Below are 24,154 nucleotides of genomic sequence, written 5' to 3'. Positions count from 1 at the left end.
GAACCAAGGCACGCACGCCCACGCCCCGATCAAGTCATGCGCGGTACGACACACCACGCGCCGCCATCGCACGCCGTCATCACGCCACGCCCAACCACCGGGCGCCCTCACCTCTCCGCGTCGCAGCAGGTGTCCCGCCGCAGCAGCCGCCCCACCTCCAGCCAGTGCTCCGCCGACTTCCCGTGCCGTACCCGGCCGCCCTCCGGGAAGGCCCGGACGAGGTCGTCCCGCCCGTACGGCACGCCGCCGCGCAGCACCGACACCGTGCGCACCAGCGAGTCGAAGTCCGTGAAGGGATCGCCGTCCACGACCGTCAGGTCCGCCAGCTTCCCCACCTCCAGCGTGCCCAGGTCGCGGTCCGCGCCGAACGCCCGCGCGGGCAGCAGGGTCACGGTGCGCAGCGCTTCCGCCGCCGAGAGCCCGTATCGGTGCAGCGCCCGCAGCCCCAGGTGCAGATGGAGCCCCACCGGCACCAGCGGCGCGTCCGTGCCCAGGGCGACCACCCCGCCGCCGGCGAGGATCCGCCGGTAGACCCCGATCTCGGTGCGCAGGGTGGCGAGCTGGGCGGTGGTGGGCGGAGTCTCGGCGAGCTGCCGCACCAAGGCGGTGTCCCACGGCGGCATGAGCCGGGTCACCCGCTCGTCCTCGGCCAGCGAGGGGTCGGCCCCCACCAGCGGCGAAGCCGTGAACGGCGTGGCTATCAGACGGAAGTCCGTGGCGGTGTAGATCTCCGTGACGTCCTGGAAGGACTGCCCGGTCGCCGTGGTGGCATGCCCGTACTCCAGGCGCTGCGTGGCCTGCAGATGGGTGGTCAGGTCCTGCCCCAGCTGCACCCCGGGCGAGCACAGATGGCTGCCGGTGCGCACCCCTAGCCGGTCGTGCGCGAAGCGGGCGGCCTCTTCCATGATCCAGCCGGGCGCGCGCACATACGTCTTGACGAAGTCCCAGTCGAGCGCCGCGCCGCGCTCCAGCGAGCGGCGCAGCCCCTCCCGAGTGCGGTGCGCCCGGCCCATGCTGTACGCGACGCGCGGCCCGTCCAGCAGCTCCCCGGTCGCCAGCAGCCGGGGCCCGGCCAGCGCGCCCGCCGCGATGGCCTCGCGCAGCCGCGCCTGCTCGTACGCGAAGCCGCCGAGCGAGACGGCGGTGGTGATGCCGTAGGCGAGCTGCAGCACGGTCTGCCGAGCGCCGTAGGTGTACTGCCAGGGGTGCGTATGAGCATCCCAGAGACCGGGCACGACGGTGCGCCCGGAGGCGTCCACGCGGCGTTTCGCCGGGCGGCCGGCGCGGTGCGCCTCGACGGCGGTGACGCGCCCGCCGCGCACCACGATGTCCACGTCGTCGCGGACGGTGCCGTCGTCCCCGGTGCCGTCCCAGAACCTCCCGGCGTGGACGACGGTGTCGGCGGGGCTCGGGCGCCGGTGCTCGAGCGGGACGCGCACGGTGCGGGCCGTGCCGCGCTCGACGTCCAGCAGCCGCAGCTTTCCCGCCGACAGATACAGGATGGAGCGCGAGTCCCCCGACCAGGAGGGGTGATCGGCGCTCTCCTCGGTCAGCCGGCGCGGCTCGCCGTCCGGGGTCCCGTCGGGCCGTACGGGCAGCAGCCACAGGGCGGACTCGGCGATCACGGCGAGATGGCGGCCGTCGGGGGACCAGACGGGGCCGGAGTCGTAGCGGTCGGAGAGCGAGGTGTGCGGCGCCAGGGCGTACAGCCTGGCCGCGCCGCTGCTCGCGTCCACGACCCGGATGAGGTTGTAGCCCTCGCGGAACCGTTGGTTCAGCCGGTTGCGATCGCAATAGGCGACAAAGCGTCCATCCGGCGACCAGCTCGGCCTGCCGGGCAGCCCACCGCCGCCGAGCGGCGCGGCCAGCGCGCGCTCGGTGCCGGCGGCCAGGTCGCGCACGATCAGGTTTCCCGACATGTCGATACAGGCGAGGCGGTCGCCGGCGGGGGACAGTGCCGGATGCACCCGGCCCCCCGAGGCCAGCTCGGTCTCCTCACCCGAGGCGAGGTCCCGGCGGTGTACGGCGAGCAGCCCGTCGCGGTCGTCCGCGTAGACCAGCGCGCGCCCGTCGGGCGTCCACGTCGGCGCCAGCAGATAGCGGGTGGGCGCGGCCCGCACGATCCGGCGCGGGGCACGGCCGCCGGTGGTGTCCGCGACCCACAGGGAGTTCAGCGCGGCGAAGGCCACCCGGCGCCCGTCCGGGGACAGCGCGGGCAGGTGCACCCCGCGCACCGGCCGCGCCCCGCCGCCGCTGTCGAAGTCGTACCGCTTGACGCGGTAGCGCGGCCGGTCGACCGGCAAGGCGGCCTTGAACGGTATCTCCTCCCCGTCGCCCGGCGCCCCGGGCCGCACCAGCCGGAACCGCCCGTCCACGGTGAGCAGCAGTTCCCCACCGTCCGTCCAGCGCGGCGGCACCGGCTGCACATCGCCCGCCACCGGGACGGCCGCACCGTCCACGACCAGCGTGCAGGAGGCCTCGGGGGCGGGGGTGGTCCGCAGATAGGCGAGCGTGCCGCCGGGCGACACCGAGGGCGCCAGCACCTGGACCCCGGCGGCCGTCTCGGTGTGCTCCAATGTCACCGGCCCGCTGCCGTCGGCCCGTACCGAGGCGACCGTACGGGCGTCCAGCGCCGTCCCGGCGAGCCGGCCACGGACGAACAACACCCGCTCGCCGTCGGGGGACCACCCGGGGTCGAAGTCCTCCCAGGCGCCGTCCTGCAGCGGCCCGTCCTGCCCCGGCACCCCGGTCAGCCGGGTCAGCTCCCCGGTGGCCACTTCCAGCACCCACACCCGGTACGGGCTGCCCGCCACCGGGTCGCCGCCGCGCTCGGAGGCGAAGGCGATCCGGGTGCCGTCCGGCGACCACGCCGGACCCCGGTCGTCCCAGGGCCCGTCCGTTCGCTGACGCACATCCGAGCCGTCCGGGCGCAGCGTCCACAGATGGAAGCCGCCGCCCCGGTACGCACAGACCGCCAGCAGCTTGCCGTCGGGGGAGAAGACGGGCCGCGTGGGCTCCAGGTCGGGCGGGGTGAGCGCGGTGGCGGCGCCGCCCTTCCGGGGGAGGGACCACAGGACGTTCTGGACCTCGACGACCAGCCGGTCACCGGAGGGGGAAAGCGTCGCGGCGCCGTTGGTGGCCCCGGTGAACGACAAGGTGAGCGAGGCCTGCCGCGCCTGGGCGGCGGCGCTCTGCACGGGCAACCCGGCCGTCGCCCCGGCCACGGCGGCGGTACCGGCGGCGGCCTGCAGGAAGCGGCGGCGGGAGAGAGAGGGCGGCGCGGCGTCATCGGCAACAGGCTCGTCGTCGGCGACGGGCTCGGCTGTGGCGGCAGTGTCTGCGGTCTCCAACGGTCCTCCTGGAACACGTAGTTGTGCGGAGCAGGAGTGTGCAGTGGTGCGTGCAGCGCTTGATCGTTTCACAGGCCACGGGCCCGGGGTCAACACTCTGACCGGATCGTGTGAGGAGAAGACGCCGAGGCGCGGCGCAGGGGAAAGCGGACCCCGTCTTCAGGGGGAATGAGTGATCCCGTCCCTCAGAGGGAAGAGTGATCCGGTCCCCTCCCCGCCCGCACAGGAGATGAGACGGCATGCCGACGGACGGCATCACCCACCACACCGACCACCTCCCCACCCCGGACGGCGTACGCCTGGCCACCTACACCTGGCTACCGGAGGCGGCCCGCACCCCTCGCGCGATCGTCCAGATCGCCCACGGCGCCGCGGAACACGCCCAGCGCTACGACCGCTTCGCCCGCTTCCTGTGCGACCACGGCTACGCCGTGGTCGCCTCGGACCACCGCGGCCACGGCGCGACCGCCGCCTCCACAGGCGGCTTCGGCGTCGTGGGCGAGGAGGGCGACAGCTGGCGGGCCATCGTCACGGACCTGCGCACCATCGGCGACCGCACCCGGCAGGCGCTCCCCGGGACGCCACTGTTCCTGCTGGGCCACAGCATGGGCTCGATGCTCGCCCGCGACTGCGCCCAGGAGTACGGCGGCGAACTGTCCGGCCTGATCCTCTCCGGCACCTTCCGCTCACTGCCCGCGACGGATCCCGACGAGGCCATCGCCCGCCTCGAGACCGAAATCGAGAGGCGCGGCCGCACCGCCCTGTCCGGCTTCACCACCGAACTCTTTGCCTCCTTCAACGACCCCTACGAACCCGGCACCGGCTACGAATGGCTCTCGCGTGACCCCACGGAGGTGGCCGCCTACAGGGCGGACGAGCGATGCGGCTTCCCCTTCAGTGCCGGCCTGTCACTCGACTGGGTCCGCGCCGTCCGCAAGATCAACAACCCCCACAACCAGGCCCGCATCCCGACCCGGCTGCCGGTCCACATCGCCGTGGGCGCCGAGGACCCGTGCAACCAGCGATTGACACTGGTCCACGAACTCCTCGAGGACTTCCGCTACCTCGGCACCCACGACCTGAGCTGGACGAGCTACCCCGACGCCCGGCACGAGATCCTCAACGAGACCAACCGTGACCAAGTCCAGCAGGACCTACTGACCTGGCTGAACACCCACGCCTGAGCCCCTCACGCCAGCCCCCTTCAGTCAGAGAACCAGCCAAATCTGGGCACGCTGTGCCATCGCCTTCGAACCCACCGTAACCAAGAGATCCATCCCCAGCCCGCCAGGCCCCCACCGAAAGGTGGCAGCGACCACCCCCTGAAGTGCGGTATTGTTCTCTTGCGCGACCGGCCAGGGCCAGAGCCCCAGCCGGACAAGCACCGGGACGTGGCGCAGTTTGGTAGCGCACTTGACTGGGGGTCAAGGGGTCGCAGGTTCAAATCCTGTCGTCCCGACGGTGTGACCAGCGGGTTTGCCAGTGATGGCAGGCCCGCTGTTTGCGTTCGTGTGACACGTGATGGCAACGTGATGACATCCGGTGAACGCTAAGCCGCCACCGCCACGGTGCCCCTGACCAGGGGCACCGCAGCAGCGAGAAGCCCAAGCGGTAAGCAGGGCGGGCGGAGAGTTCAGGCCGCCCGCTGTTCTGACGCACCGCCAGTATCGGCGGTGGCGTGCTTGCGGTCGGCGCGTTCCAGGGCGGTGCCGATGGCAGTGACAGCGTCGCGGGCGGCATGGGGGAGCAGATGGCCGTAGAGGTTGACCGTGGTGGCCAGCGTCGAATGGCGCAGCGTCTTGGAGACCACCGCCAGCGGCACCCGCGAGCTGATCATGATGGTGGCGGCCGTGTGTCGCAGGTCGTGCACCCCGATCCGCGGCAGACCGAGCTCTGTGGCGCGCCGCCGCAGCTCGACCAGCACCCCTTGCGGGCGCAGCGGCGAGCCGTCGGGGCGGCAGAAGACCAGCCCCTCCAGCGGTGTGCCTTTGGGCTGGCTGGCCCGGGCGAGCGCGGCCTGGCGCTCGAGTGCGGCGACCACGCGAGGGGCCAGGCTCACCCAGTTCCGGCTGGCCTTGGTTTTGGGATGGCCGAGGTAGAGGCGGTTGTTGTTCACGGCCGTCAGGCTCCAGCGCACCAGCAGCATCCGCTCGGCCAGGTGGACATCCGTCCAGTGCAGCCCCAGGGACTCACCACGCCGCATGCCGGTGCCCAGAAGCAGCTCGAACAGATCGGCCATCTGATCGCCGTAGTGAGCGTGGTTGTGCCGCAGAAACGCCGCGGCCTGGGTGGGATTCCAGCAGATCCGCTCCGGCGCGACCGGACGGGGCAGCAGCACATACCGGCACGGGTTGGCCGCGATCACACGCGTGCGCACGGCATGGCCAAGCGCGCTGGAGAAGGTGGCGCCGATCCGGTAGACGGCGGTGCGCCCGCGTCCGCGGGCGAGTTCGGCCTCACTCCAGGCGGTGACGTGCCGGGCCCGCAGATCGGTCAGGAGCAGCCGTCCGAAGGACGGGATGAGATCGGCGTGCACGTGGTCGCGGTAGCGGGCGAACGTGGTGGGCTTGAGCACCTTCTCCTTGAGACGCAGCCACTCGCCCAGATACGTGGCCAGAGTGAGATCCTCGCTGCAGTCCAGGCCGGTCCGCTCGGACTCCAGGGCGCGCTCGAGCGCTGTCTCGGCGGCCTTGCGCGTGGCGAATCCGCTACGGCACAGCGGATGGCGCTTGCCGTCGGCCGAGGGCAGGTCTACAGCGAAAGCCCAGGATCCGTGCCTTGAACCGTTGTGGAGCCGGGGGCAGCTGGCGCCGAACTGCCGGCCGTCCGGGCGACGGCAGCCGCAACGCCGGTACACCCGGCCGCGTTCAGGAGACTGAGAAGCCACTTGGTTCACCTCCGGTGGGGGAGTGCGTGACTCCACCCTGGATGCGCCGATGCCCGGCGTAACAGGTGGCTGATCATGGCGTAGTGAGGGCGAGTGCCATCACCTTGCCATCACAAGAAGTTCTTCAAGGAGGTTGACCGGCAGCGACCCCTTTGGAGCGTCGACCAGCCGTAAGGTTGTAGCGTGAGAGCCCTGGGCAAAGTCTCGACGGGAAGCGATGTCCTTATGTTCTTGATGTCGGAATCTCTGGAAGTGTTCAATACTGGGGACGCTCGGCGGTAAATCCGCAGGTCGCGGAGTCTGCTGCTCCCCGTACCCGCGGGGATGGTCCCGGGCCATGCGACGGCGCGAACCTCATCGACCCCTGCTCCCCGCTCCCGTGTGGATGGTCCCGAACTCGGCATACATCAACCTCGCCGAACTCACTGCTCCCCGCACCCGCGGAGATGGTCCCTGAGTCTGCGGCCCCTGAGGCCCGGGGCCGGCTGCTCCCCGCACCCGCGGGGATGGTCCCCAGCCGCCGGTCACCATCGCGGCCCGCAAGCTCTGCTCCCCGCACTCGCGGGGGGATGGTCTCGCGACGAGGGAGAGCACGGCTGCAGTGTCCACCTGCTCCCCGCGCCCGCGGGGATGGTCCCTTGACGAACCCGGCGGCGAACTTGTCGCCGGTCTGCTCCTCGCGCCCGCGGGATGGTCTCGTGAGCCTCAAGGCTGAGATTGAGAAGTCTCGCTGCTCCTCGCGCCCGCGGGGATGGTCCTCAACATGTACGGCGGTACCGGCAACGTAGGGACTGCTCGCCGCGCGCGCGGGGATGGTCCCTCGGCACGGTCGGTGCGGTCCTCCTCGAAGAGCTGCTCCCCGCGCCCGCCGGGATGGTCCCACACGTATAGAGAAGAACAGGGGAGAGGCAGTTTGCTCCCCGCGCCCGGTGGGATGGTCCCGCCTCGAAGGCGATGGCCATCAGAACCCCAGCCTGCTCCCCGCACCCGCGGGGATGGTCCCGCGGGCGTGCTGGGCTGGATTCTGAGCCACCACTGCTCCCTGCACCCGCGGGGATGGCCCCCGGCGGATCCGCCTCACCGGGCCGACGACCTTCTGCTCCCCGCGCCCGCGGAATGGTCCCACGGCGCTGTACGACCCCGCGGTGAACGCGCGCTGCTCCCCGCACCCGCGGGGGTGGTCCCGGGCTCTGCCCGCTTCGGCGGCTCCAGCCCCAACTGCTCCCCGCGCCTGCGGGGATGGTCCCGCGGGTCTGCGTGGCGAGCCTGAGATGGATGTCTGCTCCCCGCACCCGCGGGGACGGCCCCGGTGCGGCTGTAGGAGGTCCGCCACTCGATACTGCTCTCCGCACCTGCGGGGATGGTCCCGCGGTGCAGCGCGACCGTCAGGCCGTGGGATGCTGCTCCTCGCACTCGCGGGGATGGCCCTACGCTGCCGGCCATCCGGCTGCAGATCGAACACTGGTCCCCGCACCTGCGGGGATGGCCCCGCAGGACTCGACGCCGAGGTCTTGCTGCGGATCTGCTCCCGGCACCCGCGGGGATGGTCCCACCGTCGTCTTCTATTGGGCCCGCAGCCTGGCCTGCTCCCGGCACCCGCGGGGATGGTCCCGCCGCCTGCGCGGGCGTGATCACTGGCAGTCCCTGTTCCCCGCGCCCGCGGGGATGGTCCCCCGCGGCGGGCCGGTTGCGAGGGAAGTCGCGGGCTGCTCCCCGCACCGGCGGGGATGGTCCCCTCCGCGACTCCAAGCGGAAGCCCGCCCACAAGCTGCTCCCCGCGCCCGCAGGCATGGTCCCAAGACCACCAAGGACTTTGCGGGCGGGCTGGACTGCTACCGCACCCCGGGGGTGGTCAAGTGACCGCTCTGGAGAAGGCGGCCGTGTCGGCCTGCTTCCCGGGCCTGGGGTGGTGTCGAAAAGGGAGGCACATGGCCTTGAAGGCTTGCTGCTCCCCGCGTCTGCGGGGTCGTCCCAGGCCCGCCTCTGGCGGATCGGATCACCCCGTTGCGCGGGCTAAGGGTTGTACCGAGGGCGGGCGCGGGCCTCACCCGCGCTCACCCCTGGTGATCCCCGCGCTCGCGGGGACAACCCGCGGTGCAGACGTAGGAACGGAACATCCCCGACCCGCGATGGTGTGCTGGCGAGTAAGACTGGGGCAGGTGGATTCTGGCATTCATCATGCGGAGCTGTGGGCCGGTGTGCAAGGCTGACGCCACGTCGCTAGACGGAGGAAATTGGGAGGGGAGCCCAATTTTGTTCAGTTTGCTGGATGAGCCGTGGCTGTCTGCGAGGACTGTCGGCACGGTTGCAAGGGGAGGGCCGCAGGGCGGGCTTGGTTCGCTCGAGAAGGTTGGCGTGCGGCGTCTCCTTCTGAGCGCAGATCAGTTCCAGGACATCGTGGTCGACCTGCCCACGCAGAAGCCCGCGATCTTCCGCCAGTTGCTGTTGCCGATCGTCGTCGACGCTCTCGGTCCGCCTGCGGATGCGGCCGAGTGGTTGGACATGTTCCGTGCGGGGGCCTTCTCGCCTCAGCAGAGTGCAGCCTTGACTGCATACCTGGATAAACACCGCCGGTCCTTCGATCTGCTCGATGCCGTCGATCCCTTCGCTCAGGTGGCGGGGTTGCACACGGCGAAGGGTGAGACCAAGGGATCAAGCCTGCTGGTCGCCACAGCCGCTACGGGTAATAACGTGCCGTTGTTCTCCTCCCGCACTGAGGGAGATCCGCTGCCCCTCACCCCGGCGCAGGCAGCCCGCTGGCTGGTCCATACGCACTGCTGGGACACGGCCGCCATCAAAACCGGTGTCGTCGGTGACCCGCAGGTCAAAGCAGGCAAGACGACCGGTAACCCAGTCGGGCCCCTGGGGCAGCTGGGCGTCGTCATGCCGGTGGGGCGCACCATTTTTGAAACTCTCTTGTTGAACATCCCCTTCGGTCAGGCTCCGCTGTCGGATGACCTGCCGCAATGGCGGCGGCGCGCCGTCGAGGGCAGGGTCGAGGACACGCTGTCGTGTGCCACGCCTGCTTGGCAGATCCGCCCGTCCCGCGGGCTGCTGGATGTGTGGACGTGGCAGGCGCGGCGTATCCGGCTTGTCCCTGAGGACACTCAGGGGGGAGTACGGGTCCAGCGAGTCATTGTCGCAGCTGGTGACCGGCTCGATACGGCGCCCGATCACGAACCGCACACCTCGTGGATTGTCGAGAGCGCAAAAGCCCGGAAGAAGCAGGCCGGAAAGCCTGGGGCGGCATCCGCTGTACGCCCTCGTCGGCATCAGCCAGGCAGGGCGGCCTGGCGTGGTCTGGAGGCTCTACTGGCCGTCAGCCATGTCAGCGAACAGCGTGAGGCGACGGACACTCACACTGGTTTCCATACCAGCGTCCTGCTTGATCAGCTCAGTGTGGTGCGGGAAGGATTGCCTCTGGGGTATCCGCTGCGGCTGGAGCTGACCGGCATGGTCTACGGCATCCAATCATCAGTTATTGAAGATGTGTTCTTCGATGAAATCCCGTTGCCACTGGCCGCGTTGAACCCGGACGGCATCATCTTCGGCTGCGTGCTGGAGGCTGTGGCGCAGGCGGAGAAGCTTGCCGGTGCGGTGAACAATCTCTCCTCCGACCTGCGGCGGGCCGCCGGCAGTGAGCCGATTCCCTGGGACAAGGGACAGCGCCCGGGGGAGACCCTGCTGCACGCTCTCGATCCGTTGATGCGACGCCTGCTGGTCGGGCTGCGTGAGGTCGGTGAGGATTTCGACCGATCCGAGCAAGGGCTCGAGGCGTGGGAGGAGAAAGCCGGGCGGGAGACATGGAAGGTAGCCGAGCAGGTCTTTTCCACTGCGGCTCCCAATCTCTTCAGCGGTCGGATCGTGGCCAAAGACGGCAAGGAGCGTGTGTATCGGCTCAGCACTGCCGAGCGCGGATTCCGAGACCGGATGGACGCGATCCTCCCCCGCCGGGCTGCTCGACGTAAGGCCGCCTGAGCGCTGGCCGCGGCAACTCGGCGTAGGACACCACCACCATCGAGCTCTCCGCAGGAAGGGTGCACGCTGTGCCCACCACCCCTGACCCCACCAGCACCTCGACGACCTCCACCACACGCTATTGGGCCCAGTACGTCCGAACCGACGGAACCTGGCGCATGGATCCCAGGAGCAAGGCACCCATGGAGCCCCCTGGCGAAGATCTGGCCGCCTTGAGGTCCGGGCTGGGACATACCGCGGCCACCGTTCCTGCGCTCTGGCCCTTCTACACCAGTCCTACTGACGGGCAAGTCACCCCGGAACTCGAGGCTGAGCACGCGGCCCTGTCGCTCTACGGCCTCCATCAGCAAAGCCAGCGTCGCCCCATGCACAAGCCCAGAGCGAGTGTGGGGGACGCCCTGCGCGCCTTGCGCCGCAGCGACCGTTTCAGCGAGGAGGCCATTGACCGCCGGGTCGCGGCCGCGGTGAACGCCACTTCCGTGCCCACCCTGGTGTACCGACTGCGCGGACTGGTCACACAACTGCGCACCATCGGGCAGCCATTGGACTACGACCGACTGCTGCGTGACATCAAGGACTGGCATTACCCCGAATCGCGCCGGCGTGTCCGCCGCACCTGGGGACTCGCGTACCACACCTGGGGGTCGCGACCGGACACGGAAGCTCCCGTGAACGCCTCCTAGAGCTCACCCACAGACCTTTGGGTGCTCGCCTGCTCACGCCGAGCCACGCCGCCACCGTCCTGGAAGACCTCGCCGAGCGAAGCGTGTAAAGACCGCACCCGTTGCACTTCACCGACCGATTCACCGGAGGACCCCATGGCACTTCCCCCGCCTCGTACCTACGTCGATGTCCATATCCTGCAGACCGTGCCTCCGGCCAACCTCAACCGCGACGACCAGGGCAACCCCAAAGAGGCGTATTACGGCGGTGTCCGCCGGTCCCGGGTCTCCTCCCAAGCGTGGAAGCGTGCCACCCGCGTCCACTTCACCGAGCGGGTACCCGAGCAGGACCTGGCCACCCGCACCCGGCGTATCAACGGGGCCCTCGCCGACAGGATCGCCGATCGGACCGGCCTGGACACCGAGGCCTCGGCCCGCCTGGCGGGCGCACTGCTGGCACCGCTGAAGATCAGTGCCGGCAAGAAGGAGGGCGACACCGCCTATCTGTTCTTCTACGGCCATCGCCAGCTCGACGACGTGGCCGCGCTTATCCACGACCGGGCCGCCGAACTCGCCGCTCTCGACGATACGGAGCTGGCCGCCGAGATCAAGCAGCTGCCGGTCCAGAAAAAATTCAGCACTGGTCACCCCATGGACGTCGCCTTGTTCGGCCGCATGGTCGCCGACATCCCGGCCTTGAACGTCGACGCGGCCACACAGGTGGCTCATGCGCTGTCCACCCATGCGGTCGAGCTGGAATTCGACTACTTCACAGCGGTCGACGACGAGACGAAGAAGGGGGAGGAGACCGGTGCGGGCATGATCGGGACCATCGGCTTCAACTCCGCCACCCTCTACCGCTACGCGTCAGTCGGCTTGCACCAGCTTTTGCACAACCTCACGGATCAGGAGGCGGCCGTCACCGCGGTCGAGGAGTTCGTTACCTCCTTCGCTCGCTCCATGCCCACCGGCTACGGCAATTCCTTTGCCCACCGGACTCTGCCCAGCCTGGTTGCGGTCGTGGTGCGCGACGACCAGCCCGTCAATCTCGTCTCCGCCTTCGAAGAGCCGGTCGCGACCTCCTCCGGTATCGCAGCGGCCTCCGCCCGCCGTCTCGCACGCGAGTACGCAACGGCCACCCGGGCCTGGGGAGACACGCCGGCTTTCACTTCCCTGTGCCACACCTTCACCGACAGCGGACAGACCACAGAGCTGCTCACGGACACCTTCGGTGAGGCCGTCACCTTCCCCCAGCTCCTGGCCGGTCTTCGCGCCTACCTCACCGACACCGTCAAGCAGGCCGCCTGATGACAACACCTTCCACCGGCTCACAAGAAACGCAAAGCAATAGCCAGACGGTACTGTTGCTCCGGCTGGCCGGGCCGCTCCAGGCATGGGGCTCACGCAGTGCCTTCAACCGGCGCGAGACTAGCGCAGAACCCACTAAATCCGGCGTGATCGGCCTGCTGGCTGCGGCGGCCGGACGTGCCCGCGAGGAACCCCTCGACGAGTTGCTTCCATTGCGCCTGGGTATCCGCGTCGACCAGCCCGGGACGATGCTGCGTGACTACCACACCGTCAGCGACTACCGGGGCCGCCCCCTGCCTCAGGCCGGCGTCTCGACCAAGGGCCTCCAGAAGCCGACCTCACCGCCCAAACACACCCATGTGACCACCCGTTATTACCTCCAGGATGCGGTCTTCCTGGCCGCCGTCAGTGGTCCTCGCGAGCTGATGAAGACGCTGGACCACGCCGTCCGTGCCCCCGCGTTCCCACTCGCACTCGGGCGCCGCTCCTGCCCGCCCACCCAGCCGGTATCCCTCGGGCTCCGTGAGGGAAGCCTCGAGGACATTCTGGCAGAGGAGCCGTGGCAGGCCTCCCGGCGAGCTCGCGAACAGTACGCCGCTCAGTGCGGACGCGAGCGTGACCTCGACCATCCCCTGTATCCAGCGCGCATCGACCGCTCGGTCACCATCGAGGACCCCGAGGGCGACGATGTCCTCCACGACTCCCCAGTGTCCTTCGACCCCTACGCCCGCAGCTTCACGAGCCGGCGCGTACGCCACGGCTGGCTGAGCATCCCCACCGGCTTCCCACAGCCCGACGCCAACGTCATCAACGGCCAGGACGAGGCCGCCGGACATGACCCCTTCGCCCTGCTGGGCTGGTGACCGCCATGACCTACCTCTCCCGGATCCGTATCAATCCACTCCGCGCCGAGAGCCGCGTACTGCTGGCCAATCCCCGCGCGATGCACGCCGCCGTCGTGGGCGGCATCCCCGGAAGCCCGGAAGGGGAGCGCATTCTGTGGCGACTTGACGCCGACAACCCCCACCGGCCATACCTGTTCGTCCTCACCCGGTCCAAGCCCGACTGGACCCACGTGGTCGAGAAGGCCGGATGGCCCGACGCTGAGGGGGAACACGCAGCCGTCCGCGACTACACCCCCCTACTCGACCAGATCGCCACCGGACGGGAGTTCGCGTTCCGTCTGACCGCCAACCCGGTACAGAACACTCAGAATCCGACCAAGCCCACGCCTGCCCAGGCAGCCCGAATTGCGGACGGCTCAGACAGTAAGCGCAGGCGGGGCTTCAGGATGGCCCATCGCACCGCAGCCGCACAGCTCGACTGGTTCCTCACCCGCACTGAACGGTGGGGTTTCGACATTCCCGTATCCCGCACCGACGCCCCTGCCCCCGGTCTGGCCCAAACGACGGCCGACAGCGACCCCGGGGCTGAGAAGGGGGCCTGGGATCCGAACCCGGCGCGTGAGGTACGCATCACCGCCCACCGTCGCCACTCATTCACGAAGAACGGCAAAGGCCCCCGCGTCACCTTCCACAGCGCCACCTTCGAAGGCCGCCTGCGTGTCACCGACCCTGCCGCGTTCACCACCCGGCTCCTGGAAGGAATCGGCCCAGCCAAGGCCTACGGCTGCGGCCTGCTCACCCTCGCCCCACTTCCAGGTCAAAAGGGCTGACGGGCGGAAACGATGACCTCCGGGCACCTCTTTGCAACGCCACGCGAAAGACGCCGCGCTCCCTCCACGGCCCCTCAGCCAACAGGGCCGTCGTCCATGAGCCCGAGAATGGTGTCGAAGCGTAGCCGCCGCCCGGAAAGGACAGAGGTTCCATCGGCCTCGAGAACCAGAGCGCGGCTACGGCCCAGCCAAGGGTGTTTGTCCCAGCCAGGCGGGACATGGAGAGCATCGGCCACCCCGGGGCCGCAACTCGCGGGGAGTCTCACCGCGCCTGCGAGAACGTCGTTGACCCATTCTTCATCCGGGAGGGCGCCGTCCTCCGCCAGAACACTTCCCGAAAGTGTCCGGTATCTCCTGCCATCCCGCACCAGGAGGACGGCCTCCACGCCCGGATCCCGGTCCCGCACCAAGGCGGTCAGGCCGCTGTCACCACTGCCGGGAGGAACGGTCAGGTAATGGAGACCGGCCAGCGTCGGCCCTTCTTTGTCACCGCGTCTTGTCAGAAGGTGATGTGAGGCATTATGTGCCCGTTTGCGTTGCTCATCTTCCCAACGCCATCGGGCTGACTGTGCTGCGTCCCGCCACGGTTGCGGAGTCACATCCTCGCTGCCGTATCCGGCCGCCACGAGCGAGGGAATGTCTCCCGGGATGCTCCATGCGCCCTGGCGTCCGGCAGCACTGAACACCAAAGCCGCCGTGTGCAGCAGCAGATGGCGGTCGTAAAGGGATTCGGTGCACGCAAGGAACTGCGGGATGCCACGGCCACCCGCAGCCCTGTCGATGTCGTCTGCCCCAGTTGTGGCGTCCCCGGAGGCGTAACCCGTGACGATCACACGTGGCGCTGCAAGCCGATTGGAACGGAGCGATTTGTCACCACGGTGCAGACGGCCGATTCTCTGCAGCAGCAGGTCAATCGGGGCCAAGTCTGTGATCAGAAGGTCCACGTCAACATCAAATGCCTGCTCTGCCACCTGGGTGGCGACCACGACGAATCGGGTGGGCCACTCGCGTTCGGGGCCATCCTGTTGCGGGGCTAGCTGGCGCAGGCAGTGCGCCGTGCGATCGGCGCGTGTTCCGAGGGGGAGCTGCTCGTGCAGCAGCACTACTTCGTCACCGAAGCGCTTACGCAACGCGGTGCAGAGTGTCTGGGCCCGCTCCACACTGTTACGGATAACCAGGGCACATCCGCCATGTGTCAGCTCTTCCTCGAGCCGATCGGCGACAGCCGCGTCGGCGGCGTCCTGTGCCATCCGATGCAGAGCAGGATCGGCACGTGGTTGCGGGACCGGCTCCGGCATGAGTTCGACGGTGAGGGGCAAGTCCGCACGTCGGCTCGCGCAGGATGGTGCAGTGGAACGGTGTCCGATGCCCTCCGGTGCTCTCCAAGCCGCAGTGATGGAAGGGTAGCCCTCAGGCTGGCTGAGATCGTCAGCCGTGTACTCCTCACGTCCTGCGGCCCCCGCGAGATAGGCGTCCACCAGAGCCTGACGCTGTGAGGCCGGCAGCGTCGCGGACAGCAGCACTACAGGTACGCCAGCCTGGCCGAACCAGCGCACGCCCTCCAGAAGAAACTGCGAGGTGTAGACGTCGGTGGCGTGGACCTCGTCGAGCACGACGACTTTGCCCATCAGCCCTGCCATACGGAGCATGACAAACTTGGTGCGGGTCGTGGCGTACAGCAGCTGGTCAAGAGGTGTGACGACGAAGGGACACAGAAGCCCGCGCCCGTAGCCGAAGAACCACTCGGCAGGTACCTGCGACCCCGATGGCTCAGCGTGTACCTGCCCACTGCCTCCGGGTACGCGCCGACCGCCCTCCGCCGACTCTCCGCATTCGCCGACCGCGCTGAGCCGAGCCTCGGGCGGTTGGCTCAGCAGCTCACTCCAGTCTTTGTTGAGGATACGTTTCCCGTGCAGCAGGGAGACGCGCGCGGCCAAGCTCTCGTCAATGCGGCTAACCCACCGTCTGACCTGCCCGAACATGGGGTCATGAGTCGCCCATTCCGGCATACCGACAAACACGCCGTCCGCGCCGAATTTCGCGGCCAGCACTTCCGCCGCCATCAGCCCGGCCCAGGTCTTGCCGTCTCCCATAGGAGCCTCGACGATCAACAGCCCCGGAGCCTCCATCTGCCGTGCCGTCTCCACGGCCAGCACTTGCGAGGGACGCGGCTCGCACCCGAACCGCTGCACGAAAGCATCGGAATCCGGCTCGGGCAATTTCCCCCAGCCACGCCGCAGACCGATCTTCGTCCATGCCTTGTCGGCACGATCCCGCGCCCGGGCGAAGCTCACCTCACCCAACGAGTCGACACCGGGGAACTGCTTGGAGCCGCTGGCGATCCAGTCCGCCATCACGACGAACCCGCTCAGGTGCAACTGAGCAGCACGTGTCGGCACCAGCACAGGCGCGAGGTCTGCGAACGAGCTTAGCTCCAGCTCCTCGGTGAGGCGCTGAACGAGAGCCCGCTGCACTGTCGCCCAGCGCTCGTCGCCCTCCAACTGGCCACGCGCTCTGGGGTCCGGCCTCAGGGCACTCGCGAGGGGAAAGAAGCCATGATGGCCTGCCACAATCGGCCATACCCAAGCGATCTGCTCGTCCGGCCATTCAGCATCCCTGAGCAGCCGTTGCAGCAGGTGTCCTCCGGCACGCCCGTGATGCCAATCGAACCGCTGGGCGGTCGGCTCATGCCATCGCAGCCCAGCCGCCCGTACCGCCGCAGCCTCGGTCTGCCATCTCCTCTGGAAGGCTGGAGTGGCTTTCCCACAGTCGTGCACTCCGCAGAGCCACACGAAAAACCCGCGCCCCTTGCCCGTACCTCCGGCGATCTCGTCAAGAAGCCGCCGGGTGGACGGGGCCAAAAACTGCTCCCACATGATGTCGGCGACGGCCGCGGTGTCCAGCATGTGCGACAGCAGCAGATTCATCGTTCCGTCGGCATGGCTGGGCGTCTTTCCCACCAAGACACCCAGCGCCGCGAGGACGTCCAACCCCTCCTGCGACGTCGAACCGTTGACCATGTTCCCCCTCTGCGCCGCGCAGTCCCTCTGGCGATACCACAGGGCAATTGCCTGCGGGGTGACATCATGCCGCTGTGAGAGGCGACGCCACCCCGCCGAACAGGGCGATCAGCATGAGTTTCAGCCACGACCTGATGACGGATTGGATCCCCGACGCTCTCGGCGCCGCCGACGTCACCCATGCGCTGGCCGACGGAACCCTGTCTGCGCCGCCGCAGCTCGACGTCGGGTGGCTTCGGGTCCCACTCGCCCGGCGCACGGAAGACATACCCGTCGTGCACGCGGCGGTACGCGCCCACATGCACCTCCTGGTCGAACGCTCTCTACACCACCACCGGCCGTACCCTGAGGTATTCAGCTACCGCTTTACAGACTGGGATTACCGCCGCGCCTACCGCGCGCGACGGGACCGAATGCACGCGCTCGGTCGCCAGACGGATCTACCGCTCGTCCTGAAACTCGACGTTCATCGTTTCGGTGAGTCGCTTCCTCTGCACGTGCTAGTCGATGCGCCCTGGATGACCGACACGCTCGCCCAGCAGCTGACGGAACTGCACCGCAGGACCGGCCGCCCTCTTCTCCCCGGGCATCGCTGGGCCAACCGGCTCGGCACAGCCGCCTTACATACGATCGATGCGCGTCTTGCCGTGATGGCGCCGGATCGGTGGATTCGCTGGGGCGACGACTGGCACGTCTTCGTTCACGACACCGCCGAAGCTGAGCATGTCCGTGCCGCAGTGGAAGCCGAGCTCGAAGCTCTCGGGCTTCGTCTGTCAGCGGAGAAGAGCGCCACCGAACCGGTGGCCAGCTTATTCACCGGGTCGGCACGCGATGTCGCAGGGAGCCCACCAGAGGTGTGGCGCCGCGGCATACAGAACAACGACGTGCGCGCCCTCAGATATGCGCTGCCCCGTATCGACCCCGAGGCGGAGGTGTCTCGGCGCATCCCCGGAATCGTGCGCGCGCAGCCGACGCTGCTGCCGCGTGCCGTTCACTACCTCGACCGCGTCGTGAACACATCGGCAGGCCATGAGGCCGTGCGGGAACTGCTGGAAGCAGCCCATCGGAATCTGTTCGCGGTCGCCCGACTGCTCGCTCTCGCTGGCCGGCACCAGGAAGTAGCCTCGTATGTCCCCGACAGGTTGCTGGCCCTGGCTGCCGACTGCGGGATCACCGCACTGCGGGAACTGGCAGCGCGCGTCGCCATCTGCACCGGACGCCGGGATGTGTTGCCCCAGCCATCTCAACGCCTGTACCAGTGGATATCCCAGGGAGCGGATGTCCGGCATCATCCGCCCTCCGTGGCTACCCTCCTGTAATGTGCGGCGCTCCAACGAGCCCCGATGCGGACGCATGACCGAGGAGGCGCCGAGTGGACGGTCGACCCGGACAATGGGATGGGGCGGACAAGGACGCGCTTCCCACAAGTGATCGCCAATTGATCCAATCCGTAGCAGCGGTCCTCTCGAGTATCGATCAACTACTGCCACCGGATATCTGGCATCTCAAGGGGTCCGCGGCGATCCTGGGCTGGATAGGCCCCACGGCACGCCTGCCGAACGATGTGGACCTGGCCATGTCCGCGAGCGCGGGGGAGTTGCTGTTGTCCGCCTCCGAACTGCCGCCCGGCCCGAAGGGGGAGCGACTTCAGCTAATGCGCTCGGAGCCCGTCGTGTTCAGCTCACCTGACAAAGCAACGGTGTACCGCGCGTTGGTGAGAATACGGTCAGGGGAGGACCACGAGCAGGTACTGCTCAACGTCCTGCTGGTACCGGACACCGAAGTCGCCGGCGACACACGCACCGCACTTCTGGCCTTCCCTGCCTGGCCTTCCCCGGTCACGGTGCCTACGGCGACCCTCAGCCGGTGCCTGGCCCAGAAGCTGTTGCGCTACACACGACAGCGTGGCGGCGGCAAAATCAACACGCGCTGGATCGACCTCGTCGACTTCCTGCTGGCTGCCGCAAGCCCCAGCGCCCCCCAGCTGCTCCTTGATGAAGTCCGCAGTGATGTGGCGCTGGAGTTCACTGCCATGGGGCGCCAATGGCCGACACACCTCCCGCCACCGCCGACGGAATGGCTGGATTTCTGGGACACGGCAACCTTTCGCCATGGGCTGGCATTCGGCCGCCTGCCCGAGGCGGTAGACCAGCTGGCCCACTTCTGGAGCCCAGTACTGCAGACACCTGTAGCCCCGTACGGCCCAGTAACCGCACAGGCAGCAGAGGACGTGCCACAGGTGTGGTCATGCACCAGATGGCAGTGGGCAACCCCATGACCTGCTCGTTATGTGTCCGCCGCACTGCTGTCGTGCACGGAGTCGAAGATCAGGGCAAGCCGAGCATGTGCGCTGGACGGCAGATGCATTTGCCACCAGCCGCGCCACCGGAGGGCATGCGCCAGATGGTGGAAGCCCGGCGTTCCGGGCCCCGCTTTCCAAAGACCGGAGAGGAATTCGACGACCGAGTCGGCAGCATCGACACCGAGGGGTTCACCGAACACATGCAGGATGCGCTCTCGGTGTGCTGTGCCTTTGAGGGTCTTGGTCACATGCAGGCTGAAGTGTGCGTGACGGCGAGCAGCGCCGAGTCCTGCCTCGCCCAGCCGCGCCAGACCGGCTCCACTGTGCATCTGGCCGGCGGTCCAATCGTTTGCTACGGTCACTGCCGACTCCATCAGCGCCGCACCTGAGACGATGCCGGATAGACCATCGCCCAGAGTCGCGAAGAGCGCGCCTCCGGCAGCGGCCGCGTCGCTCATCGTCCGAAGGTGCCCCAGCAGCAACGACTCCCGCTGAACGCGGCGCCGGTAGGCCCGGCACAACACATCCTCCAGCGGCAGGTGTCCGTTCAGCCACATCGTGGCCAGGGGAAGCATCTGATGCGCGTTGCCTTCCGTAAGGCGCACGCCGCACCGCCGTCGGCAGGGAGTGCCCCATTCGATGTCGTGGACATCGCTCACCACATAGAGACCTCGTTGCGGGGGCGCCGCTGAGAAAGCTCTCCAGGCATCTGCCGACTGCAGCCCAGGAAAACGCGGATCTTCTTCCGGTCCAGCCCCTAAGCCCGTCTCCTGGCTGCCCAGTGGGCGGACGAGTACACCTGCCAGCAGCGAGGCACCCTTCCTTACGGAGAGCAGTCCCGGTGCTTGTCCCAGCACTTCGTCGGCTCGGGATGATTGCAGGTCCGGCCAATCCCGGCGCATCCGCGCGGCCATCGATATGCCGTAACAGGCACGCAATAACCTCTCGCGCCGCGCATTACTGTCCCCGGCAAGCGATACGTGCCCCACCGCCCAGCCGTGCCGGACACCCCCACCCGCATGCTCGGCTCCCAGCAGACCCGTGAAGACCCCTACTGGAGGGGAGTGCTTCCCAGCCCGGACCAGGACCAGATCCTTGCCGTAATACGAAGGATTCCACTCGGCGCCGAAGTTTCGACCGATGGTGTTCAGGCTGTGACGCACCCGCTCAAGGCCTGCCTCGTGATCCCCGCTATCCTCCACACTGGCTCGCAAGGCGCTTGTGACAACGACCATAGTCGCCTGCCGATCATCACCCTGAGCGAAATGGGCCAGCACATCGCCGGTGTCCGCACACCCGGACGGGTACCCAGGGGCATGCCGCGGTGGCCATGAGAACGCAAGCATTATCGCCGCCTCCGCCGTCTGCGGCGGAAAAGGTCGACGAACAGCCTGCGCAGCCCCGGGAAGCACGTTACAAGGACCACCGTGACCACCATGGTGACAGACAAGGTCCGCCACAGCAGCGACGCCCCCGCTTGGGGCAATCCCTGCCAGACAGCAAGCCCCGTCGTCAGCGGCAACCCTACGGCCGCGAGAAGCCCCAGTATGGCGTTGGTCGTCTCCGTCTCCGCGGATTGCACCTGGCGGGAAAGCTCGCCAAGGTCGTTGATCAGGCTCTGCAGCGACTGGTGCAAGCCGGTGCTCTGTTGCCAAGCACGCATCATGGCGTCAACGGTGCCTTGCCGGCCGAAGTCAGCTGTCCAGTAGCTGCGACGGAAGACAAGCAGATCCCTCTCCAACTGCGCTACTTTCCGCCGCCGGGGTTCGTGTTCCCCGATCCGTGCCACTGCGCGGCCGAACGCGTCGAGCACGATCTGCTGCAATCTAGCCAGAGCCAAGGCGTCCGCATACAGAGTCGTCAGGTGATAGCTGGTGCCGTCGTAGTAGTTGAGCGGAACGTCGCGGCCCGGGTCACGCTCGGTGCCCACCAGCGTCAGCCCGCGGACGCCGAGCACGCCACGCACCTTGGTGGGAAGTGGCAGGCGCATACCCTTGAGCTGCTCAAGAGCCTCAGGGCCCGGTGGATAGAGCGTCGCGTGGTGCATGTGCCACAGCCACTGATCGATGGAGGTCCAACCCTGCTGCACATGCCCCGGATGCAGGCGCAGATGACTGCTGCGAGCAGTGATGAGTGTGCAGTGCACCGCCTCACGCTCGGTGGCTGCGATCCGGCATCCCGGCGGCAGTTGTTGCGTCACCCAAGCACGATGCACACCCCGCCCATGATGCTCATCAACATCGGCGCACTCCTGCAGCGTTTTCGGGAGTCGCATGGGCGTATCTGGAGGCAGAGCGCCGTGCAGCAGTGCCACGCCGTTCGCCTCCGCTGGTGAATCCATATCCTTTAAGGCGTCGAGTGTCGCGCTGTTGAGGCGAATCAACTCAACCGCCGACAGCAGGAATCGGGCGGGTGACTCTACCGTATTGGGCAATTCTCGATGCCAGCGCACCTGTGGACCCCACAGGAGCGGGCCGAGGTGACGCTGCGTATACGCGGCACGGCGTGAGGCGCTGGACACCACCTCGTCAGGCCGGCCAACACGCCAGCGTCTCTCCAGGGGCCCCGGACGGAAGGGATCGACTGGAGGCTCTGAGATGTGCACAGCCACGATTAGGACCGCATCTCTGCGGATCAGCGCGAGCGGGTCATCACCCCCAGCCAAGCTTCGATGACGCACCCGGCTCACGCGAGGCAGTCCAACGCATCGCGAAGATAGCCGAGCCGCTCAGCTTGACTTACATGCCGCCACCGCTGCCGTTCCTGGGAAACTTCACCCTGTGTCAGGACCCGTGCGTACCGTTTCAACGGAACGCCCCTGGCGACAAGGGTCATCGTCCCGGGCGTTGCCCTCGCCCGATGAAACGTCAACGCCGACATGCCATAGTGCTCTCCAGCCACCACCACTCGAGTGTGCCGGACAGCCACATGGACCTGCCGCTCATGGCGCGCGTCGAATCGGAAGCCACCTCGTTGGGGTTGGTAACGGACTACCCGATGGGTCGAACCCTGTCCCGCCCCTGCCGTCTGCGCGTCGTCGGCCGGTGCGACTTCCAGCACGGTGTTGTATAAGGCTCCACCCAACACGGTGGACGAGAAGTCCCAACGATGATCGTGAGCCTGTGTGTCCTCAACTCCGGTTAGCCAGACGTGCAGAAATAACCGTTGCTCGCTGTGAGTGACCACTCCCAAGGGGAGCTTCACAAACCCGTTCGGGTGCGCCACAGTCTGCGCCATTGCAGGAGCCCGGAATGTGGCGTCGTAGGAGTCGTGCAGTGCGGCTAGAAGCGCGGCCCGGGCCACCTGCTGGCAGACGGTCGCCTCATCTGCCTGGCGCTGATGGGGTGCGTCTGTTCGGGAAGAGCAGATTTCGTTTGGCCGCACAACGCTCCTCATCTCCCAGAAATCACTTCCGACATCACCTAATGCGTGGCAAGGTTTGCTGCGCTCCAAGTGAGAACGGCCCCTCGCCCGCTTCGTCCGAGTAGATAGTGTATGGCCGTTGGGCGGCGAACAGGCCCGCGGAACCGAGAGCGGGGTCGGCGCGTGCTCCTCGCCGATGCGGGGGTGGAGCTGGCGTAGTGCGCGCTCAGCCGGTCGAAGTCCGTTGCTCGTTCAGGCTCCTGACCCGTACCGGGGAGCGCTTGTCGTTCGTCTACCTGGAACGGTGCCTTGTGCACCGCGATGCCAACGCCATCACCGCCGAGGACGCGGACGGCACGACCCACATCCCGTCCGCCACCATCGGGACACTCCTCCTCGGTCCCGGCACCCGCATCACCCACCAGGCCATGAGTGTCCTCGGCGAGAGCGGAGCGGCCGTCGCCTGGGTCGGCGAACACGGCGTGCGCTACTACGCTGCCGGCCGCGCACTGACCCGCTGCTCTGCCCTCGCCGAAGCCCAGGCCGCCAAGTGGGCCAACCCCCGCACATGACTCGCCGTCGACGCGCCATGTACCGGCTGCGCTTCCCCGACGAGGACCCCGCCGGCCTCACCCGGCAGGAGCTCCTCGGCCGCGAGGGGCGCCGGGTGAAGGACTGCTACCGCGAGCACGCCGCCCGCACCGGCGTCCCCTGGCGCGGCCGCCGCTACACCCCGGGCGACTTCACCAGCGGCGACGCCGTCAACCAGGCCATCACCGCCGCAGCACAGTGCATGTACGGCATCGCCCACGCCGTGGTGGCCTCCCTCGCCTGCAGCCCGGCATTGGGCTTCGTCCACTCCGGGCATGAACTGTCCTTCGTCCTCGACATCGCCGACCTGTACAAGACCGAGATCGGCATCCCCGTCGCATTCGATGTCGCTGCCGGGGATGACCAGGACGTCGGCGCCCGCACACGCCGGGCCCTGCGGGACCGGATCAACCAAACGTCCTTGCTGGACCGCTGCGTTGACGACATCAAAGGGCTGCTTGGGCCGAATGCCGCAGGAGGAAATACGGTCGCTGATCCGGACTCGGACCGCGTCGTTCTCCACAGCGACGGCGGACGCCAGGTGTCGGCCAGCCGCAACTACGCCGAAGGCGACGGTCCGGATGTCGAGGAGGTGTTCTGGTGACTGTCATCGTCCTGACCAACTGTCCGCCAGGCCTTCGCGGCTTCCTCACCCGCTGGCTCCTGGAAATCTCCGCTGGTGTCTTCATCGGCAATCCATCGGCCCGCATCCGCGACGCCCTGTGGGAGGAGGTGTGCCAACACGCAGGCCAAGGCCGCTCTCTGCTCGCCCACACCACCAACAACGAGCAGGGCTTCACCTTCCGCACCCACGACCACGCTTGGCACCCCGTCGACCACGAGGGCATAACCCTCATCCGGCGCCCCCACCCAGAAACACAGCGAACCACCGGCGCCCCGAAACCAGGCTGGAGTAAGGCGTCCAAGCGTCGCCGCTTCGGCAAGCACGCCTAACAATGAATGATGTGCCCGAATTGCCGGAATCGATGAAAGTCCGGGAAACCGGCCTCTCCCTGTG

14 protein-coding genes, 1 tRNA gene and 1 pseudogene are annotated in these 24,154 nt (G+C 68.0%); 11 read left to right on the top strand and 5 right to left on the bottom strand.

Annotation, left to right across the window (positions count from 1 at the left end; translation table 11 throughout):
* Nucleotides 1-107: 107 nt before the first annotated feature.
* Nucleotides 108-3,350 (bottom strand): amidohydrolase family protein, encoded by a 3,243-nt coding sequence (locus PV419_RS29345; RefSeq protein ID WP_415925402.1) that lies wholly within the window; start codon nucleotides 3,348-3,350, stop codon nucleotides 108-110.
* A 239-nt stretch (nucleotides 3,351-3,589) separates the two neighbouring features.
* Between PV419_RS29345 and PV419_RS29340 the strand changes: the two genes are divergently transcribed.
* Both PV419_RS29340 and PV419_RS29335 read left to right on the top strand, forming a co-directional pair.
* Nucleotides 3,590-4,534 carry an alpha/beta hydrolase gene (locus PV419_RS29340; protein ID WP_319694084.1) on the top strand — a complete coding sequence of 315 codons (945 nt, stop codon included), beginning with the start codon at nucleotides 3,590-3,592 and terminating at the stop codon, nucleotides 4,532-4,534.
* A 201-nt stretch (nucleotides 4,535-4,735) separates the two neighbouring features.
* Nucleotides 4,736-4,809 (top strand) — tRNA-Pro (locus tag PV419_RS29335).
* Between the two features lie 174 nt (nucleotides 4,810-4,983).
* On the opposite strand, the gene PV419_RS29330 is transcribed toward PV419_RS29335, so the two are convergent.
* The gene (locus tag PV419_RS29330; RefSeq protein WP_319694082.1) at nucleotides 4,984-6,237 is read right to left on the bottom strand and encodes a tyrosine-type recombinase/integrase; all 1,254 of its coding nucleotides are present in this window, start codon (nucleotides 6,235-6,237) and stop codon (nucleotides 4,984-4,986) included.
* Nucleotides 6,238-8,490: 2,253 nt separating this feature from the next.
* Here PV419_RS29330 and casA point away from each other — a divergent pair.
* From casA to cas6e, 5 genes are all read left to right on the top strand, one after another.
* Entirely contained in the window at nucleotides 8,491-10,215 is a 1,725-nt protein-coding gene (gene casA / locus PV419_RS29325; RefSeq protein ID WP_319694080.1) for a type I-E CRISPR-associated protein Cse1/CasA, read from the top strand.
* Between the two features lie 158 nt (nucleotides 10,216-10,373).
* Complete coding sequence (casB, locus tag PV419_RS29320; protein WP_319694206.1) at nucleotides 10,374-10,898, top strand: type I-E CRISPR-associated protein Cse2/CasB; 525 nt, start codon at nucleotides 10,374-10,376, stop codon at nucleotides 10,896-10,898.
* Nucleotides 10,899-11,033: 135 nt separating this feature from the next.
* Entirely contained in the window at nucleotides 11,034-12,185 is a 1,152-nt protein-coding gene (cas7e, locus tag PV419_RS29315; RefSeq protein ID WP_319694079.1) for a type I-E CRISPR-associated protein Cas7/Cse4/CasC, read from the top strand.
* Nucleotides 12,185-13,048 (top strand): type I-E CRISPR-associated protein Cas5/CasD, encoded by an 864-nt coding sequence (gene cas5e, locus PV419_RS29310; RefSeq protein ID WP_319694077.1) that lies wholly within the window; start codon nucleotides 12,185-12,187, stop codon nucleotides 13,046-13,048. Before cas7e ends, cas5e begins: the two co-directional genes overlap by 1 nt.
* A gap of 5 nt (nucleotides 13,049-13,053) precedes the next feature.
* Nucleotides 13,054-13,860 carry a type I-E CRISPR-associated protein Cas6/Cse3/CasE gene (cas6e, locus tag PV419_RS29305; RefSeq protein WP_319694205.1) on the top strand — a complete coding sequence of 269 codons (807 nt, stop codon included), beginning with the start codon at nucleotides 13,054-13,056 and terminating at the stop codon, nucleotides 13,858-13,860.
* A 74-nt stretch (nucleotides 13,861-13,934) separates the two neighbouring features.
* Here cas6e and cas3 read toward each other — a convergent pair whose 3' ends face one another.
* Nucleotides 13,935-16,880: a CRISPR-associated helicase Cas3' gene (gene cas3, locus PV419_RS29300; protein ID WP_319694075.1), complete on the bottom strand. Its 2,946-nt coding sequence runs from the start codon at nucleotides 16,878-16,880 to the stop codon at nucleotides 13,935-13,937.
* A gap of 113 nt (nucleotides 16,881-16,993) precedes the next feature.
* On the opposite strand from cas3, the gene PV419_RS29295 reads away from it, so the two are divergent.
* Both PV419_RS29295 and PV419_RS29290 read left to right on the top strand, forming a co-directional pair.
* A complete protein-coding gene (locus tag PV419_RS29295; RefSeq protein WP_319694073.1) occupies nucleotides 16,994-18,199 on the top strand; it encodes a hypothetical protein in 1,206 nt (401 codons plus the stop codon).
* 53 nt (nucleotides 18,200-18,252) lie between these two features.
* Complete coding sequence (locus PV419_RS29290; protein WP_319694071.1) at nucleotides 18,253-19,158, top strand: nucleotidyl transferase AbiEii/AbiGii toxin family protein; 906 nt, start codon at nucleotides 18,253-18,255, stop codon at nucleotides 19,156-19,158.
* Nucleotides 19,159-19,166: 8 nt separating this feature from the next.
* Here the strand turns inward: PV419_RS29290 and PV419_RS29285 are convergent, their stop codons facing one another.
* Entirely contained in the window at nucleotides 19,167-20,459 is a 1,293-nt protein-coding gene (locus tag PV419_RS29285) for a hypothetical protein (protein WP_319694070.1), read from the bottom strand.
* A gap of 68 nt (nucleotides 20,460-20,527) precedes the next feature.
* Nucleotides 20,528-21,634, bottom strand: coding sequence for a hypothetical protein (locus PV419_RS29280; protein ID WP_319694068.1), 1,107 nt, complete (start codon nucleotides 21,632-21,634; stop codon nucleotides 20,528-20,530).
* Between the two features lie 1,129 nt (nucleotides 21,635-22,763).
* Here PV419_RS29280 and cas1e point away from each other — a divergent pair.
* Both cas1e and cas2e read left to right on the top strand, forming a co-directional pair.
* Nucleotides 22,764-23,740, top strand: a pseudogene (gene cas1e, locus PV419_RS29275) (type I-E CRISPR-associated endonuclease Cas1e).
* Nucleotides 23,737-24,090, top strand: a complete 354-nt coding sequence (gene cas2e, locus PV419_RS29270) for a type I-E CRISPR-associated endoribonuclease Cas2e (RefSeq protein WP_319694066.1) — start codon at nucleotides 23,737-23,739, stop codon at nucleotides 24,088-24,090. The pseudogene cas1e and the gene cas2e overlap by 4 nt, the downstream one beginning before the upstream one ends.
* The last annotated feature ends 64 nt before the right edge of the window (nucleotides 24,091-24,154 follow it).

Origin of the sequence: Streptomyces sp. ME19-01-6 (assembly GCF_033793745.1) — a bacterium.
In the GTDB taxonomy this organism is placed as follows: Bacteria; Actinomycetota; Actinomycetes; order Streptomycetales; family Streptomycetaceae; genus Streptomyces.
The sequence above is the reverse complement of the archived record's forward strand: the minus strand, read 5'-3'. Positions and strand labels throughout refer to the sequence as shown.

Coding starts and splice junctions, on each gene's coding strand:
- cas6e (WP_319694205.1), top strand. CDS start 13,054: ATGACCTACCTCTCCCGGATCCGTATCAATCCACTCCGCGCCGAGAGC.
- cas7e (WP_319694079.1), top strand. CDS start 11,034: ATGGCACTTCCCCCGCCTCGTACCTACGTCGATGTCCATATCCTGCAG.
- PV419_RS29340 (WP_319694084.1), top strand. CDS start 3,590: ATGCCGACGGACGGCATCACCCACCACACCGACCACCTCCCCACCCCG.
- PV419_RS29295 (WP_319694073.1), top strand. CDS start 16,994: ATGAGTTTCAGCCACGACCTGATGACGGATTGGATCCCCGACGCTCTC.
- casB (WP_319694206.1), top strand. CDS start 10,374: ATGGATCCCAGGAGCAAGGCACCCATGGAGCCCCCTGGCGAAGATCTG.
- cas5e (WP_319694077.1), top strand. CDS start 12,185: ATGACAACACCTTCCACCGGCTCACAAGAAACGCAAAGCAATAGCCAG.
- cas3 (WP_319694075.1), bottom strand. CDS start 16,880: ATGGTCAACGGTTCGACGTCGCAGGAGGGGTTGGACGTCCTCGCGGCG.